The sequence below is a fragment of the Shewanella loihica PV-4 genome (assembly GCF_000016065.1).
GTDB lineage: Bacteria > Pseudomonadota > Gammaproteobacteria > Enterobacterales > Shewanellaceae > Shewanella > Shewanella loihica.
Genome location: NC_009092.1, coordinates 2,692,540 through 2,707,875 on the forward strand (window position 1 = coordinate 2,692,540; position 15,336 = coordinate 2,707,875).

Annotated in this window: 11 protein-coding genes; 1 reads left to right on the top strand and 10 read right to left on the bottom strand. The window is 55.4% G+C overall.

The genetic code is table 11. The features are described 5' to 3' along the window. Positions 1 to 19: 19 nt before the first annotated feature. The gene (locus SHEW_RS11900) at positions 20 to 2,032 is read right to left on the bottom strand and encodes a DNA topoisomerase III (protein ID WP_011866096.1); all 2,013 of its coding nucleotides are present in this window, start codon (positions 2,030 to 2,032) and stop codon (positions 20 to 22) included. 151 nt (positions 2,033 to 2,183) lie between these two features. Here SHEW_RS11900 and SHEW_RS11905 point away from each other — a divergent pair, with 151 nt between their 5' ends. Next, entirely contained in the window at positions 2,184 to 2,459 is a 276-nt protein-coding gene (locus SHEW_RS11905; protein WP_011866097.1) for a hypothetical protein, read from the top strand. Positions 2,460 to 2,611: 152 nt separating this feature from the next. Here SHEW_RS11905 and SHEW_RS11910 read toward each other — a convergent pair whose 3' ends face one another. The 9 genes from SHEW_RS11910 to SHEW_RS11950 all read right to left on the bottom strand — a co-directional run bounded on the left by SHEW_RS11910 (position 2,612) and on the right by SHEW_RS11950 (position 15,320). Continuing rightward, positions 2,612 to 4,729, bottom strand: a complete 2,118-nt coding sequence (locus SHEW_RS11910; protein ID WP_011866098.1) for a methyl-accepting chemotaxis protein — start codon at positions 4,727 to 4,729, stop codon at positions 2,612 to 2,614. A gap of 188 nt (positions 4,730 to 4,917) precedes the next feature. Then, positions 4,918 to 6,432, bottom strand: coding sequence for an amidophosphoribosyltransferase (purF, locus tag SHEW_RS11915; protein WP_011866099.1), 1,515 nt, complete (start codon positions 6,430 to 6,432; stop codon positions 4,918 to 4,920). An 87-nt stretch (positions 6,433 to 6,519) separates the two neighbouring features. Next, the gene (locus SHEW_RS11920; RefSeq protein ID WP_011866100.1) at positions 6,520 to 7,008 is read right to left on the bottom strand and encodes a CvpA family protein; all 489 of its coding nucleotides are present in this window, start codon (positions 7,006 to 7,008) and stop codon (positions 6,520 to 6,522) included. Positions 7,009 to 7,226: 218 nt separating this feature from the next. Further along, positions 7,227 to 7,892, bottom strand: a complete 666-nt coding sequence (gene dedD / locus SHEW_RS11925) for a cell division protein DedD (RefSeq protein WP_011866101.1) — start codon at positions 7,890 to 7,892, stop codon at positions 7,227 to 7,229. After that, positions 7,893 to 9,185: a bifunctional tetrahydrofolate synthase/dihydrofolate synthase gene (gene folC, locus SHEW_RS11930; protein ID WP_011866102.1), complete on the bottom strand. Its 1,293-nt coding sequence runs from the start codon at positions 9,183 to 9,185 to the stop codon at positions 7,893 to 7,895. Positions 9,186 to 9,249: 64 nt separating this feature from the next. Next, the gene (gene truA / locus SHEW_RS11935; RefSeq protein ID WP_011866103.1) at positions 9,250 to 10,035 is read right to left on the bottom strand and encodes a tRNA pseudouridine(38-40) synthase TruA; all 786 of its coding nucleotides are present in this window, start codon (positions 10,033 to 10,035) and stop codon (positions 9,250 to 9,252) included. Between the two features lie 247 nt (positions 10,036 to 10,282). Then, entirely contained in the window at positions 10,283 to 12,970 is a 2,688-nt protein-coding gene (locus SHEW_RS11940; RefSeq protein WP_011866104.1) for a FimV/HubP family polar landmark protein, read from the bottom strand. A 200-nt stretch (positions 12,971 to 13,170) separates the two neighbouring features. Further along, positions 13,171 to 14,187 carry an aspartate-semialdehyde dehydrogenase gene (locus SHEW_RS11945; protein ID WP_011866105.1) on the bottom strand — a complete coding sequence of 339 codons (1,017 nt, stop codon included), beginning with the start codon at positions 14,185 to 14,187 and terminating at the stop codon, positions 13,171 to 13,173. A gap of 2 nt (positions 14,188 to 14,189) precedes the next feature. Further along, positions 14,190 to 15,320: a 4-phosphoerythronate dehydrogenase gene (locus tag SHEW_RS11950; RefSeq protein ID WP_011866106.1), complete on the bottom strand. Its 1,131-nt coding sequence runs from the start codon at positions 15,318 to 15,320 to the stop codon at positions 14,190 to 14,192. Positions 15,321 to 15,336: the final 16 nt, after the last annotated feature.

A 15,336-nucleotide genomic window follows, 5' to 3' on the forward strand; every position in this document is an offset into this window, starting at 1 on the left:
TTCTTGCTTAGCCTCTTAATTAGGCGCTTGTTTTAGCCCTTGTTTTAGACGCGGCTCTAGCCGCAGTCTTTTTCGCCCCGCTAGCCTTGCCTTTGGCACCTGTCGCCGTGCCGCGTCGATTGCCATAGCCACGTTTCTTAAACGAACGCTTAGGCGCCTCGACACCTTGCAAGGCCTTGGGCAGCTGGGCACCGGCCTGCATGATAAGCCCATTGAGCGACTCGACTAGCGGCGCCATGAAGCTCAGGTACTTGGCCTCTTTACGGCTGATGGCGTCAAGGTGACTCTCCCACAACGCCGTCATATCAGGCGTGGTAGCGGACTCCGGTAGGCTATTGATGAGGCCGCGACCGACCGGGGTCGAGACGATAGACTTCCCCTGGCGGGCCAGAAAACCACGCTTGAACAGCAACTCTATGATCCCGGCGCGGGTCGCCTCTGTGCCCAAGCCGTCGGTTTCCTTGAGGATCTTACGGATCTCTGGGTTGGTCACGTAGCGGCTGATCCCCGTCATGGCGCTCAGCAGGGTGGCATCGGTAAAGGCCTTGGGCGGCTGGGTCTGCTTCTCGATAAGCTCTCCCTGGCCAGAGTGCAGCATCTGTCCCTTATGTAGCGGCGGCAGCTGGGCCAGGGCCTCGTCGCCCTCGCCGTCTGTTTTGTCATCGCTGCGCTTAGGGAACAGTTGCTTCCAGCCTAGGGCGATCTCCTGTTTGGCCTTGGTGTGAAAATGGCCGCCGGCGATCTCCACCTCAACCTGAGTCTCATGGTAACGATAGACGGGGTAAAACTGCGCCAGATATTGACGGGCCAGTTGCAGGTAGATCTGTTTCTCGGCCTGAGTCAGGGCACTCAGGTTGGCCACCTTCTCGGTGGGCACTATGGCGTGGTGGGCATCCACCTTGGCATCGTTCCAGGCCTTGGAGACTATCTTAAGATCCGGCGCGGCGCACTGGGCGGTGAGTTCGCCAGCCCCCTTGAGCACGGCGCCGATCACGCTGGGCGCCAGGGCCAGCTGCTCCTTGGGCAGATAACGGCTATCGGAGCGCGGATAGGTGATCAGCTTATGTTTCTCATACAGTGACTGACAGGTATCGAGCACCGTCTTGGCACTCATGCCGAATCGCTTCGCCGCATCTATCTGCAGCGACGACAAGTTATAGGGTAAGGGTTGCCCCTGCTGCTTATCTTTGGCCTGCAGATCTGTCACCTTGGCGGGCTGCTCTGTGATCCGCCCCACCACGTTTTCCGCCAGGCGGCGCGACAGCACCCGCCCCTCCTCATCCATGTAGGGCTGACAGGCCTCGCTGGGTTGCCACTTGGCCTTAAAATGCGCCTGTTCCTGGGTGTAGAGATTGGCCAGCACCTCATAGAAAGGCTTGCTGACAAAATGTTCAATAGCCTCATCGCGGCGCACCACCAGGCCCAGCAGGGGGGTCTGCACCCGACCGACAGAGAGCACTCCCTGATAGCCCACCTTGCGCCCCTGCAGCGTATAGGCGCGGGTCATGTTCATGCCATAGAGCCAGTCGGCGCGGGAGCGCGCCAGCGCCGAGGTCGACAGGGGGATAAACTCGCGGTTGCTACGCAGCTGCCCCAGGGCACGCTTAACGGCCTGAGGGTTGAGGTCGCTCACCAGCAGACGCTGGGTCTGCTCTAGCTTATCGCCCTTGACCCCCAGATAGGCGATCACCTCATCCACCAGCAGCTGACCTTCACGGTCAGGATCCCCGGCGTTCACCAACTGACTGGCCTGCTTGACCAATTTTCTCAGCACGCTGAGCTGACCGCGAGTCTTGCTCTTAGGGGTCATCTTCCACTGCTGCGGCACTATGGGCAGATGGTCGAACGACCAGGACTTAAAGGCGGGATCATAGCTGTCGGGCTCGGCCTGCTCCAGCAGGTGGCCTATGCACCAGGAGACGGTATCGCCATTGGCCGCCGTGATATAGCCCTCGCCCTTCTTGTGGGGTTTAGGTAACACATCGGCGATTGCCCGCCCGAGACTGGGCTTCTCTGCTATGTATAAGATCATACTGACATCAATTACTGTATAAATTAACAGTAACTTTAAACCACTCGCGGCCCTGGCGCAAATAGGAAAGGCGATCTCATGCTTACGTGTAAATTTTGTTGAGAATCATTCTCACTAAAGGCTAGTCTAAGGGCCATTCACGGAGGCCGACATGCACACACGACTCAAGACATCTTACCGACCCGAACGCCTACTGATTTACGCCACGCTGATGACGACGGCGCTGCTGTTACTCTCGCTGTCATCCTCCCTCTTTCCCTGGCGCCTGGATCCCTTGGTGCAATTTAGCCTGCTGCTGTTGCTAAGCTGCGCCAGCACCCTGTTTGCCCTCGCACGCCATGGCGCACACCATAGACCGGCCCTTGGGCTACTCTTCGGCCTCTGGCTAATGGTATGGGTAAGCCAGGGATTGCTCATGCCGGTGTGATCGCTAACGTGCGCTTGCCCCTCTAAGCTAAAACTTAGCTCTGCCGCGGCCCCTGCCACAGCCACGGCCGTGCATTCGATGCCGTTGCCATCTGACCACAAAAAAGGCGCCTCCCAAGAGACGCCTATATTACAGATATGAAAACCTCTGCTTTAGGTCTTTAACTTACCCAACTGCTGGTGTTGCTGCTCCACCAGGCCCGCCAGGCTGGCACTGCTCTGCTGGGCCTCGTCGGCGAGTCTCGCCAGCTCGGAGGCGGAATCTGAGATGCCTGTGATATTACGGCTGACCTCTTCGGTCACGGCACTCTGCTCCTCGGCGGCGGTCGCGATATGGGTCACCTGGCTGGAGACCTCCTGAATTTGATTCACTATGGTGTTGAGTGAACTCAGGGCCGACTCTGTCTGAGCCACGGCGCGCTGGGCACCATCCACCCCTTGGTCGATGATCTGCGAGGCGCTGTTGACCTCACGCTGCAGCGCCTCGATCAACTTGCCTATCTCATCGGTCGAACTCTGGGTCTTGGAGGCCAACGCGCGTACCTCATCCGCGACCACGGCGAAGCCCCGGCCTTGTTCACCGGCGCGGGCGGCCTCGATGGCGGCGTTAAGCGCCAGCAGATTGGTCTGCTCGGCGATGGCGCTGATCACCTCGAGGATCTTGCTGATGTTGGTGCTGCTTTCCGCCACCTTACCCACGGCCTCCTTGGCCAGCAGGGATTCCTGAGACATATGGGTCACATAGCCCATCGCCTGGCTCAGGCTGTCCTCACCTGCCTTGACGTTGAGGGTCATGGCTTCGGTTTCCGAGGCCGTCTGCTCAGATGCCTTGGCCACCTCGAGCGCCGTGGCGCTCATCTCATTAACCGCGGTCACCACACTCTCGATATCGCTGTACTGACGATTGACGCTGTTGTGAGTCTGCTGGGCTATCTCCGCCGCCACCTGACTCTCGGCCTGCGAGCGTGATGCCAGCTCCTTAAGCTCGCCAATTAGCAGCCTCAACTTATTGATAAAGCCGTTGATGCCACCGCCCAGGGCGATGAGTTCGGCGTGGGACTCCACTGTGACCTGCTGAGTCAGGTCTCCTTCGGCACTGGCTAAGTTTTCCACCCGGCTCTGAATCACCTTCAGCGGCGCGACAATAGAGCGGATCACCAGGCTGATGGTAACCACGGCGATCAGCGAAACGATGACGCCTACGATCAGCAGCAGGCTGCCCAGAGAGCTGGCCATCGCCGACATAGCCTTATCCATGGCATTTGCCGCCTGATAGGCATCGGCCTTGGCCACCTCAATCACCAGCGACCACTGCGCCTTGGCGAGCGGGATCTCGATAGGATAGGCAACTATGATGTTATCGCCCTGCTCCAGATAACCGCCCTGGCGATGCAGCCCGGTCAACTGACTGGCGAGCGACGGGGCGATAGACTCGCCCAGTGGCCGCGCCTTCTTATCATAGTGACTGGCCGCCACCACCAAGCCCTTCTGGCTCAGCAGGGTCACCTTGGCCTTGCCCTGATACAGGCTAGCGGAGAGCTCGTCGATCAGCTTCTGAAACACCGGCAAATTAACATCCACGCCGATTACACCGCGAAAGCTGCCGCCAACCACCACAGGCACGGTCAAGGAGGTCATCAGCGCCGTGTTGCCCGGGCTTATCTCATACAGGTAGGGCTCCATCAGACAGGGCTGCTTAGTATCCTTGGCGCACAGGTACCATTCGGCCTCGCGCACGCCAAACTCCTTGAGAGTGGCATCATACTTCTCGCTGGCGTCATCCACCTGCTGATGCTCGACGCTGCCATCGTCGCTGCGGGTGTAATAGATCTCCAGGGTACCCACCTCGGGTACGCTGTGACTGATCTTCTGGGTATAGTCGCCGTCGCGGCCATCGTAGCCGTTGGGCTCAAACTGGGCATACATAGAAGAGAGCTGACTGTTTTTTCGCAGCACGCCGGCCACCGACTCCTCTACCCCTTCTCGGGATAGCGGCTGGCTAGCGGCGCTCTGCTCTATCATGCCGGCAAACGAAAAGGGGATCCGATAGGCCTCATTGATAAAACCCGCCACCCGCTCGCCATACTCACCGGCCCGGGCACTGAGGCGCTGGCGAGTTTCATCATGCAGCGCACCTTGCACCTGGCCCGCCAGTTGCGCGTTTTTATCGCTGAGCGACCACCAGAGGCTGAAGGAGAGGATGGCGACTATGATCAAAAACAGCGCTGAGGTGATCCAAAGCAACTTAGTACTGATGGACAAGTGTTTCATTTATCACTCCTAGGGATGACGGCAGGTTTGAGGCTTAATACTTTCACTCATTAAACATAGCACTAAAGCATTAAAACACCATGCTATCAGGTATTTAATTAGCCTTGCAGGGTAAGAGATGTAGCAAAATGCCCCATAAAAAAACCGACCACTAGGGGTCGGTTTTTAGCTGACGCATGTGCTATCCCTTAGGGATGACAGACGTTATGTAGCTCTAAGTTAGTGCCGATATCCTTGATGCGATTGGCCTTGGCATCGTCGTTACGCAGCTGGGTCAGGTGATCCAGATAGGCCTGATCCACGTCGTTGGTAATATAGTTACCGTCGAATACCGAGGTCTCGAAACGTTTGATATCTGGGTTTTGCTGACGTACGGCTTCAATAAGATCTTGCAGGTCCTGGAAGATGATGCCATCGGCACCAATCAGCTTGTTGATCTCTTCCGCGTCGCGACCGTGGGCGATCAACTCGCTCGAGGTTGGCATGTCGATACCATAGACGTTAGGGAAACGGATCTCAGGGGCCGCCGAGGCGAAGTAAACCTTCTTGGCACCGGCTTCACGGGCCATCTCGATGATCTGCTCTGAGGTAGTACCGCGCACGATAGAGTCATCCACCAGCAGCACGTTCTTGCCCTTAAACTCGGCGTTGATGGCATTTAGCTTGCGGCGAACCGACTTCTTACGCTCCTGCTGACCCGGCATGATGAAGGTACGGCCGATGTAACGGTTCTTCACGAAGCCCTGACGGTATGGCAGGTCCAGGTTACGGGCGATCTCTAGGGCGATATCGCATGAGGTTTCAGGGATTGGGATCACAACGTCGATATCGTGATCTTCCCACTCTTTCTTAATCTTCTCACCCAACATGGTACCCATGTTGACGCGGCTGCCGTAGACAGACACCTTGTCGATGGTCGAGTCTGGGCGGGCGAAGTAAACGTATTCGAAGATACAAGGTGAATAGCTTGGCGACTGGGCACACTGACGGGTATAGAGCTGACCATCTAACGAGATATAGATGGCTTCGCCTGGAGCGACATCACGTACCGTCTCGAAGCCTACGGCATCAAGGGCCACGCTCTCAGAGGCCACCATATATTCGGTGCCCTGCTCTGTCTCGTTCTTACCCAGTACCAGTGGACGAATACCGTAAGGGTCACGAAACGCCACCAGACCCTGGCCGATGATCATCGCCGCCACGGCGTAGGCGCCGCGTGTCAGCTCGTGTACCTTAGTGACCGCCTCAAACACCTCGTCGGCAGTGAGGTACTGGCTCTTGGTGTGTTGCAGCTCGTCGGCCAACAGGTTAAGCAGGACTTCAGAATCTGAGGTGGTGTTAACGTGACGACGTTGCTTCACCAGACGCTCGTGCAGCTCGACCGTGTTGGTCAGGTTGCCGTTGTGCGCCAGAGAGATCCCGAAAGGAGAGTTAACATAGAAAGGTTGCGCCTCAGACGCGCTCGAGCTACCCGCAGTTGGGTAACGCACGTGACCTATGCCGGCGGTGCCCTGCAGGCGCTGCATATGCTTAGGTTCAAATACGTCTTTTACCAGACCATTGGCCTTACGCAATCTAAACGCATTGCCATCAACGGTGACAATGCCCGCGGCGTCTTGGCCACGATGCTGTAGCACTGTGAGTGCATCATAGATTGTCTGATTAACCGATGTTCGGCCAACTATTCCGACGATACCACACATGGGTAGGTTTCCTCATTTTAAGATGTTCTGATAATTATTATCTGCGGCCATGACCTGAGGTTAAGGCACGCCTATGCTTACGCATTCTTATATTTTAGGTACAAAGCTTGAGGTGTTTTCCACATAGTCAAAGAACCACTGGATAACCACTCCGAATTCGGGAACCAGTTGCGAGCTGGCCCACCAGTCTGTCTTGGGCGCCCCGGTAAAGGCGTCCAGGAAAAAGAGTATCGCGCTAACGATGAGTGCGCCGCGCAGGGCGCCGAAACAGAGGCCCAGCACCCTGTCTGTGCCAGACAGGCCCGTCTTGACCACAAGTTGGCCGATGAGATAGTTAACTAAGGCACCGAGAATAAGGGTCGAGATGAACAGGATGGCGATGGCGATGCCGTTACGCACCATTTCATCTTGCATCTGGGTCAGGTAGACGGCGAGATCTTCATAAAATTGACTCGCCACGAAGAAGGCGGCAAACCAGACCACGAGTGACATGGCTTCCTTAACGAAACCACGAAGCAGACTAATTAAAGTCGAGATTGCGATGACCGCAATAATGGCATAATCGATCCAAACCATTGAATAAGGTGATCCAGCATTAGCATTAAGACGGCGGGATTTTACCAGAGACTGAAGACATTCTCACCCCCTAGCCTGATTTAAAAGTGATTTAGTTTATCCGCAATTACGGACACTGAGTTCTGACTTGAGGCTATTTTCACCCTGTAGCGCAGACAAAAACGCCCAGGACAAAGCCTGGGCGTTTGGAAGTGATAACGGCAAATCAGTGCTGTGGATTAGAGCAGCGGATTGTAGTCGACCACCGCGGACTTGAGGCCGGTAAACTTATCCAGCTTGGTCTGCAACTTCTGTAGCTTGCTCTTGGAGATATCCGGGCCGACAAACACCTTAGTCAGCTGACCATCCACCGGCTTTTGCGGCACGGTATAGGCACGATAACCCTCGCCTCGCAGACGTTTAACCAGGGCGTTCACATTATCGGCATTCTTAAAGCTACCCAGTTGCAGAGTATAGGCTGAGCTTGCGACCTCAACCTTAGATTCAGTTGCCTTAGCTTGCGTGACTTTCGCAGGGGTTTGCCTAGCTTCACTGGTTTTAGCTTCACTGGTTTTAGCTTCACTGGTTTTAGCTTCACTGGTTTTAGGCTCGCTGGTTTTAGCTACGTTGGCACTATCAGCTTGACTGCTCACCTGCTGGTCGAACTGAGCCTGCTGCTCACTCAGGTCTATAGCCGTAATACTTTCCTGCTCATCGAGGCGGGACTCGGCTTGGGGCCGCAGTGGGATCTCGGCAAACTGCTCTTCCTGATGCTGCTTCTTACCATCTAAGATATCGGGCAAAAAGATCACCCCCAGGGCCACCAAGACTATGATGCCCACCAGACGGTTTTGAAACTGGCTCGATACCTTCTCTTGTTTGACTTCTACTTCATCCACCTGCATTTAACTTAGGTCCAATTGCTTAAACTCTGCCACAGTGTAAAAGGAGCCAAACACAATTACCACATCGGATTGGCCAATCTCTGGCTTTAACGCTTGGTATGCCTGCTCAACCGAGGCAAACCCATAGGCAGCTTTGTCGCCGCTCAGATAGCTGAGCAAGTCCTTCGCCTTGGCGCTGCGTTCACAGTTAAGGTCCGTCAGATACCAGGCGTGGATCTGATCCTCGAGCAGCCCAAGCACGGCGCGGCAATCCTTATCTTTTAACATACCGCACAGGGCGAAGATACGCTTACCCTTGTACGCCTCGAGTCGCTGGGCCAGATAGGCCGCCGCATGGGGGTTATGGGCCACATCTAAGATGATCTTAGGCTGCTCGCTGACCACCTCCAGACGACCGGTCAACTTAGCCCCGCTTAGCCCGGCATCGATAGATGTGCGAGCCGCTTGAGTCACAAACTGTTCTGCCAACAATTGCTGCACCACAGCCAGGGCGGTTGCCGCATTAGCCAAGGGTAAGGTTGGCAGTGGCAAGCCAGACAATGAAAATTGGGGCACAGACGATTGAGGCATATCACCTAGCTCAAAACGCCAGTCAGTCTCGCTCGCCTGGTAGCTAAATTCGTGATTTACCCTTACCATCTTGGCGCCGATAGACTCGGCGTATTCAACCACGCTTGCCGGCAAGTCTGGGTCGCCAATCACCACGGGACGGCCAGCGCGCATGATCCCCGCCTTCTCGCGGCCCACCAACTCCCGGGTATCGCCCAGGTATTCCTGATGGTCGATGTCGATGGCAGTGATCACCGCGATATCGGCATCGATAATATTGGTAGCATCCAGGCGTCCACCCAGCCCCACCTCGAGTAACACGAGATCCAGCTTCGCCTGCTTGAACAGGTAGAGTCCGGCCAGGGTGGCATATTCGAAGAAGGTCAGCGAGATGTCGCCGCGCGCGGCATCTATGGCACAAAACGCCTCGATAAGCGCCTCGTCGCTGGCATCTACCCCATCGATACGTACCCGCTCATTGTATTTGAGCATGTGAGGCGAGCTGTAGACACCGACGCGTTGCCCGGCTTTTCTCATGATGGCTTCTATCATGGCGCAGGTGGTTCCCTTGCCATTGGTACCGGCAACGGTCACCACCTTGGTGCCCTCGAGGCTATCAAGCCCCATGACCTTGGCAACGGCCGCAACGCGGCCAAGGCCCATATCTATCTCTGTGGGATGGATAGCCATCAGATGATTCAGCCAGTCGTTAAGGCCAGATTGTGCGTTGGGTACAGGCGTCATATCAGAATCTTTTTAACTCTTTGTTATTCAGTGTCGTTGTTGTTCAGGATCTTGGTTATTTGGATTAGTCGAGCATAAACAGAGGCCCCAGGGCCAGCTTAGGTAAGGCATAGTGCTCGGGATAGGTCACATCCACCAGGTAGAGACCGTTAGGCTTAGCAGTCGCCGCCGCCTGAGTGCGATCCTTCAGCGCCAGCAGCTCCTTAATCCAGCTCACAGGTTGGCGACCATAACCCACCTCGAGCAGGGAGCCGACGATATTACGCACCATGTGATGCAAGAAGGCGTTGGCCTTGATGTCGACACAGATATACATGCCCTGACGGGTCACATTGACCTCGTGAACGCAGCGAAATGGGGTGTTCGACTGGCATTGAATGGCGCGAAAGCTGGTAAAGTCCTGCTCACCCAGCAGGAACTGGGCCGCCTCATGCATCTTGGCCTCATCGATCTGCCCCGGATAGTGGCTCACTCCAGAGCGGAGAATGCCGGGTCTAAACTGATGGTTATAGATCATGTAGCGATAACGGCGGGCGGTGGCGGTAAAGCGGGCGTGGAATTCGTCATCCACATCCTTGGCCCAGCGCACGGCGATATCATCCGGCAGGTTGACATTGACCCCTAGGGTCCAGGCACTCTCTTTACGCACGGCATTGGTCTCGAAATGCACCACCTGGCCCGTAGCATGAACGCCTGCGTCGGTACGTCCGGCGCACTGAATCGAAATAGGTTCGTTGGCAACGAAAGATAGGGCTCTCTCGAGCTGGGCTTGTACCGAATCTACCTCGGCCTGACGTTGCCAGCCAAAATAACGGCTGCCATCATATTCGATACCTAATGCTACGCGCATGAAATACCTGTCCTCATGTTTAATTACTCATGTATAAATAAATCTGTTCGCTAGGCGGCGGATTCTAGCACAAGCTAGGTGTTAACTGGATAGTAAATGGTGCGTTAACTGGATACTGGATAGTTAAGGAGAGAGTTAAGTAGAGAATCAACTATCCCGATATTTACCGACCTGGCTCGCCGCCATAAAAAAACGGCGCCTAAGCACCGTTCTTCAAATCGCTTTTCTAGACTAAATCTCGTATAAATTAGAGCTCGTCTAGCAGCTTCTTGGCTTCCTGCTGCTGACGCTCGTTGCCGTCCAGCTCGACCTCTTTAAGCAGCGCCTTGGCGCTGTCCATATCGTCGATCTCGATATAGGCGCGGGCCAGATCCAGCTTGGCATTGACCGCATTCTCTTCGTCGTCCACATCGACCATGGCGGCGTTGCCCATCAGGCTATCGAGCTCGCCCATGTCGACATCCAGCTCCTTATACTTATCGACATCCAGCTGCTCCTCGTCGGCCTCATTGAGCAGCCTGTCGATATCGATAAAGCCGTTGTCTTGCTGGAAGGCGGTCAGGTCGTGCTCGGGCACGGCTCTGGCGGGACGCTTCTTCTCCGCCGCATCAAGGGCAGCCAAGGCCTGATCTACGGTCAGATTATCATCATCGTCCAGCTGCAGCGAGATACCATCGTCATCATCCTCAACCGGCGTCTCTTGGGCGCTTGGCGCGTCGCTGGTCAAGGCTGATTCCCACTCCAGCATGTTATCGCTGCTACGCTTGTTCCCCTTGAGATCACCGAAGAAGCCCGATTCGCCCTTTTCGACCTTAGGCTCTTCCGCCTCTTCGACCGATTCGAGATCGGCGAGCAGTGCGTCGAGATCCACCTCGCCGTCATCTTCGGCCTTAATCTCTTCCTCTGCGTCCGCCTCTACAGCCGGCTTATCTTCACCCAGGTCGAACTCGAGCGGCGCGTGACCGGCCGATTTGCTCTCTTCCTGCTCTGCGGCTAACTCGGCTGCAACGTCAAGTTCTGGCCCTGTCTCCTCAGGTGCAGTCTCCTCAGCTTCATCCTCGGCAAGCTCTAGATCGGCGACGTCGGCTTCTGGCTCGCTTGCCGGCGCAGCAGGTTCGAACTCGGCCAGTAAGGCATCAAGATCCGCCTCTTCAACCTCATCGTTTTCTTCCTCAAGCTCGGCGGCGATCTGACGAGCAATCTCATCATCCTCGCTATCGGACGCTTGGGCAGCGGGCTCGGCATCGAATCCTGCCAGCAAGGCATCGAGATCTGTCTCATCGACATCGCCCTCATCGCCCTTGGCCTCGATCGCCTCCTCAAGCTCCTGAGCGATCTCATCGGCCAAGGTTTCCTCGGACGCTTCAGGCTCGGCGGCTTCTTCTGGCTTAATCTCTTCTAAGCTAGTCTCTTCTGCGCGAATCTCTTCTTCTACGTTAGTCTCGTCGTTCACAGTTTCTGCCGGCAGGTCAAACTCCGCCAGCAGCGCATCCAAGTCTTCCTCTTTGGCGTCTTCGCTTGGTGTTTCTTGCTCAAATTCGGCCAGCAGTTCGTCGAGATCTGTCTCTGGGGTCGCCTCTTCCTCAAGAACTGGCGCCTCGAAGGCAGTCTCTTCGATGCTCTTCTCTTCGACATGCGTCTCTTCGATTGGCGCTTCTTGCGGTGCGTCTAGTTCGGCAAGCAGACTGTCGAGATCATCTTCCTGGGTTGCCTTAGCTTCTTCCTGCTCCTGTTCACCCATGGCCTCGGCCCAGAGATCGTCCAATGATTGGCCTTCATCTTCAACCGGTGACATCACCTGCTCATCACCTGCATCCACTACCATCTCGGCAGCTTCTTGGGGCAGCTCGTCACTCAGATCCGCCTCAGGTTTTAACTGGGTCTCGTCGACCTTCATCAAGGAATCCAGCGAATCGGCCTCATCATCTGTATCCAGATGCACAGCCATCATCTCTTCGCTATCTTCAGGCGCTGGCGCGACAGGCTTATCGTCCATCGGCGGCGTTACGGGCGTGCTCGACTCTACCGCTTCGCTCTTGTTGTTGCGACGCTTGATGAATAACCATACCAATACCAGCAGCAATAGCGCCGGAATGGCAGCGAACAGACCGAGATAGAGGGGGTTATCCATCATGGTGCGCCAGCTGTCGTCCACCTCTTTAGGCTTTGCCGGTTGGGTCGCGGCGGCCAGCTGCTGACGAAGCTGCTCGACCTCACTGTTTAGCTGCGCCTTCTGCTCTTTTTGAACCAGCAGCGCTTCTTCCAGCTCGGCGATGCGGCTGCTTTGTTCGTCTATCTTAGCCTGCAGCATCTCGCTGTCGTTGTTGCCCAGGTTTAACTTATCCTGTGCCCTGGCCAGCTCGTCGGTGAGCGACAGGTTCTTGGCCTGCTCAGCCTCGAGCTTGGCGGTTAACGCCTCGATCTGCTTCTGCTGCTCGGCGCTAGGCTTATCAGCCTGAACCATCTCTGGCTGACTAGCTTCTGACGCCTGAGCCTGTTTAGTCTGTGTCACTACCGGCTTAGGCTTTGCTGCCGTCTGCGGCTTCTGACGCCAGCCTTTATCGTTACTCTCTGCCTGCTGTTTGGCCAGGCTCTTAGGAATAGCCAGCATCACCTCTTTAGATGGGATCAGCAGGATCATCCCCTTCTCTAGGCTGTTGTAGTTGTCGCTGGTAAACGCATGAGGATTGGCTTCATAAATCGCTGCCATCACCTGATAGATGGTCACACTCGCATCGGGACGGGTTTTCTGTGCAATACTCCAGAAGGTATCGGATGCCGTGGTCGGCCCGTATTGACGCAGAGTCTGGCGACTTTCGCCATCTGGGCCGGTAATATTGAGAGGTTCTGCGGCAGATAAAAGACCCGAAGTCGACGAGAGAACAAGCAGAGCGCTGGCTAGCAAACCAGCAAGATGCGATGTGCGAAAGTTCATCAATTCTTCCCTTTCAAGCGATGATGGACTGCCATTTGGCAGTGTGCTTTAGGCAATTGTATTTATTGAGATTACTATAAACCAGTTTTAGATGGCCTGCTACTGTTCACATTTCAAAAACAAGTGATCACACAAAAAAAGCCTGCAAACTGCAGGCTTTTTCTCCACTTATGCGCTACTTAGCCCGTCAGGGCCAGGGATCAGTAGTAGTCTCTGACCAAGACTTCGGCGATCTGCACGCTGTTGAGCGCCGCGCCTTTTCTAATGTTATCAGACACAACCCAGAGGTTGATGCCGTTAGGATGAGAGATATCTTCGCGCACGCGGCCCACGTATACAGGATCGGTTCCTGCCGCCTCGGTCACCGCCGTTGGGTACTCTTCGTTAGACTCGAACAGCTCCACGCCCGGCGCATCACGCAACACGGCCTTAACATCCTCGGCGCTCACCGGCTGTACAGTTTCGATATGCACAGCTTCAGAGTGACCATAAAATACCGGCACACGCACCGCGGTTGGATTAACCACTATCTGGTCATCGCCGAAGATCTTCTGGGTTTCCCAGACCATCTTCATCTCTTCTTTGGTGTAGCCGTTGTCCATAAACTTATCGATCTGCGGCAACACGTTAAAGGCGATCTGCTTTGGATAGGCCTTAGGCTCTACCGGTAGCCCCTGAAGCAGCTTGGCGCACTGATTAGCCAGCTCTTCGATAGCCTGCTTGCCCGAGCCAGATACCGACTGGTAGGTCGCCACATTGATACGTGAGATCCCATAAGCATCATAGATAGGCTTAAGGGCAACCAGCATCTGGATAGTCGAACAGTTCGGGTTGGCGATGATGTTGCGATTACGGAAATCGGCGATCGCCTGTGGGTTCACCTCGGGAACGACCAGAGGGATATCGATGTCGTAACGGAAGTGTGAGGTGTTATCGATCACCACACAACCATGCTCGGCGGCGATAGGTGCCCACTTGGCCGACACGTCACCGCCCGCCGAGAAGAAACCTATCTGCGCCTGAGACCAATCGAAGGTCTCCACATCTAAAATTTCGACCTGTTTACCATGGAAAGTTACCGTGTCGCCCGCACTACGACTACTGGCCAAAGGATACAAGTTGGCAACGGGAAAGTTGCGCTCTTCGAGGATCTCAATCATTGTTTGACCCACGGCTCCCGATGCACCTAAAACGACGACGTTAAATTCCTGCGACATAATTACAGACCGACTCCTGAAAAACCTAATTCGAGCAACCAATCTACATCAGAACCCGCGGTATTGGCTAGCATTAACGCGCTAAATTCACGTCGATGCTTATGATTTTTTCTCATCAGGTCGAAGCCTTTGTTATTTTGAAAGCGCTGGCGAAACAGTTCGTCGTCATCGCGCAGGTCATAGACCAGGCGCACCAGGCAGAGCAAGGCCTTTTCATCGGGCACAGACAAGGGTGACAACTGATGACTCCAGAGCGGTGGCAACAGGCTGGCAAGCGACTTGTCGACCGCCCTGCCCAGCTGAGCCATCAAGGCCTGATACAGCATGAAGGTGCCTCGAGCCTTGCCCTCCAGGCTATAGCCAGCTATGTGTGGGGTGGCTACCTCAACCAGTGGCACCAACTCAGGCATTGGCAGCGGCTCCCCCTCCCATACATCAAGCACCAGCTTGAGATCGCTGCGCTGCTGTTTCACCTCGATAAGCGCGCGGTTATCGATCACCTCACCGCGGCAGCAGTTCAGCAGCCAGGTGTCTTCGGCAAGTGCATTCAGGCGCCTCTTATCAAACAGATAGTGGGTGGGATGCTCGCCATCTCGAGTCAGTGGCACATGCAGGGAGATCACATCGCAGCGCTCAATAAGCTCATCTAACGAGACAAACTCTCGCTCATCGCCGCTTTGTTCAAGTAAGGGATCGTTAAGCAGGGTCTTCACCCCATAGGCCTCAAGGCACTTTTGTAGCGCCGTGCCCGTATTACCTGCGCCGACTATGCCGACCGTCTTGCCCTTAAGCGGGTTGTGAAAGCGTCTGGCCAGCTCCAGCATGGCATTGAAGGCATATTCGCCGACGGCCACCGCGTTACAGCCCGGCGCATTGGTGCAGAAGATGCCACGCTGCTTAAGATAGTCCAAATCCAGATGGTCCATGCCTATGGTGGCGCTGCCCACGAAGGAGAGCCTGTCGCAGCCATCCAGTAGACTCTTATTCACCTTAGTGACAGAGCGCACCAGCAGCACATCGGCATCTTTCACCTGAGCCTGGGTCAGGGTACGGCCATCGACCATCACCACCTCGCCAAGATCGGCAAACAGGGCTTCGACATAGGGCATGTTTTCATCGGCTACAATTTTCATCGACTTCTCTTCACAG

What these genes read in the sequence shown, in the direction of transcription:
- SHEW_RS11910 (WP_011866098.1), bottom strand. Translation starts at nt 4,729, where the DNA reads ATGAAACACTTGTCCATCAGTACTAAGTTGCTTTGGATCACCTCAGCG.
- SHEW_RS11945 (WP_011866105.1), bottom strand. Translation starts at nt 14,187, where the DNA reads ATGTCGCAGGAATTTAACGTCGTCGTTTTAGGTGCATCGGGAGCCGTG.
- purF (WP_011866099.1), bottom strand. Translation starts at nt 6,432, where the DNA reads ATGTGTGGTATCGTCGGAATAGTTGGCCGAACATCGGTTAATCAGACA.
- SHEW_RS11940 (WP_011866104.1), bottom strand. Translation starts at nt 12,970, where the DNA reads ATGAACTTTCGCACATCGCATCTTGCTGGTTTGCTAGCCAGCGCTCTG.
- SHEW_RS11920 (WP_011866100.1), bottom strand. Translation starts at nt 7,008, where the DNA reads ATGGTTTGGATCGATTATGCCATTATTGCGGTCATCGCAATCTCGACT.
- dedD (WP_011866101.1), bottom strand. Translation starts at nt 7,892, where the DNA reads ATGCAGGTGGATGAAGTAGAAGTCAAACAAGAGAAGGTATCGAGCCAG.
- truA (WP_011866103.1), bottom strand. Translation starts at nt 10,035, where the DNA reads ATGCGCGTAGCATTAGGTATCGAATATGATGGCAGCCGTTATTTTGGC.
- SHEW_RS11905 (WP_011866097.1), top strand. Translation starts at nt 2,184, where the DNA reads ATGCACACACGACTCAAGACATCTTACCGACCCGAACGCCTACTGATT.
- folC (WP_011866102.1), bottom strand. Translation starts at nt 9,185, where the DNA reads ATGACGCCTGTACCCAACGCACAATCTGGCCTTAACGACTGGCTGAAT.
- SHEW_RS11900 (WP_011866096.1), bottom strand. Translation starts at nt 2,032, where the DNA reads ATGATCTTATACATAGCAGAGAAGCCCAGTCTCGGGCGGGCAATCGCC.
- SHEW_RS11950 (WP_011866106.1), bottom strand. Translation starts at nt 15,320, where the DNA reads ATGAAAATTGTAGCCGATGAAAACATGCCCTATGTCGAAGCCCTGTTT.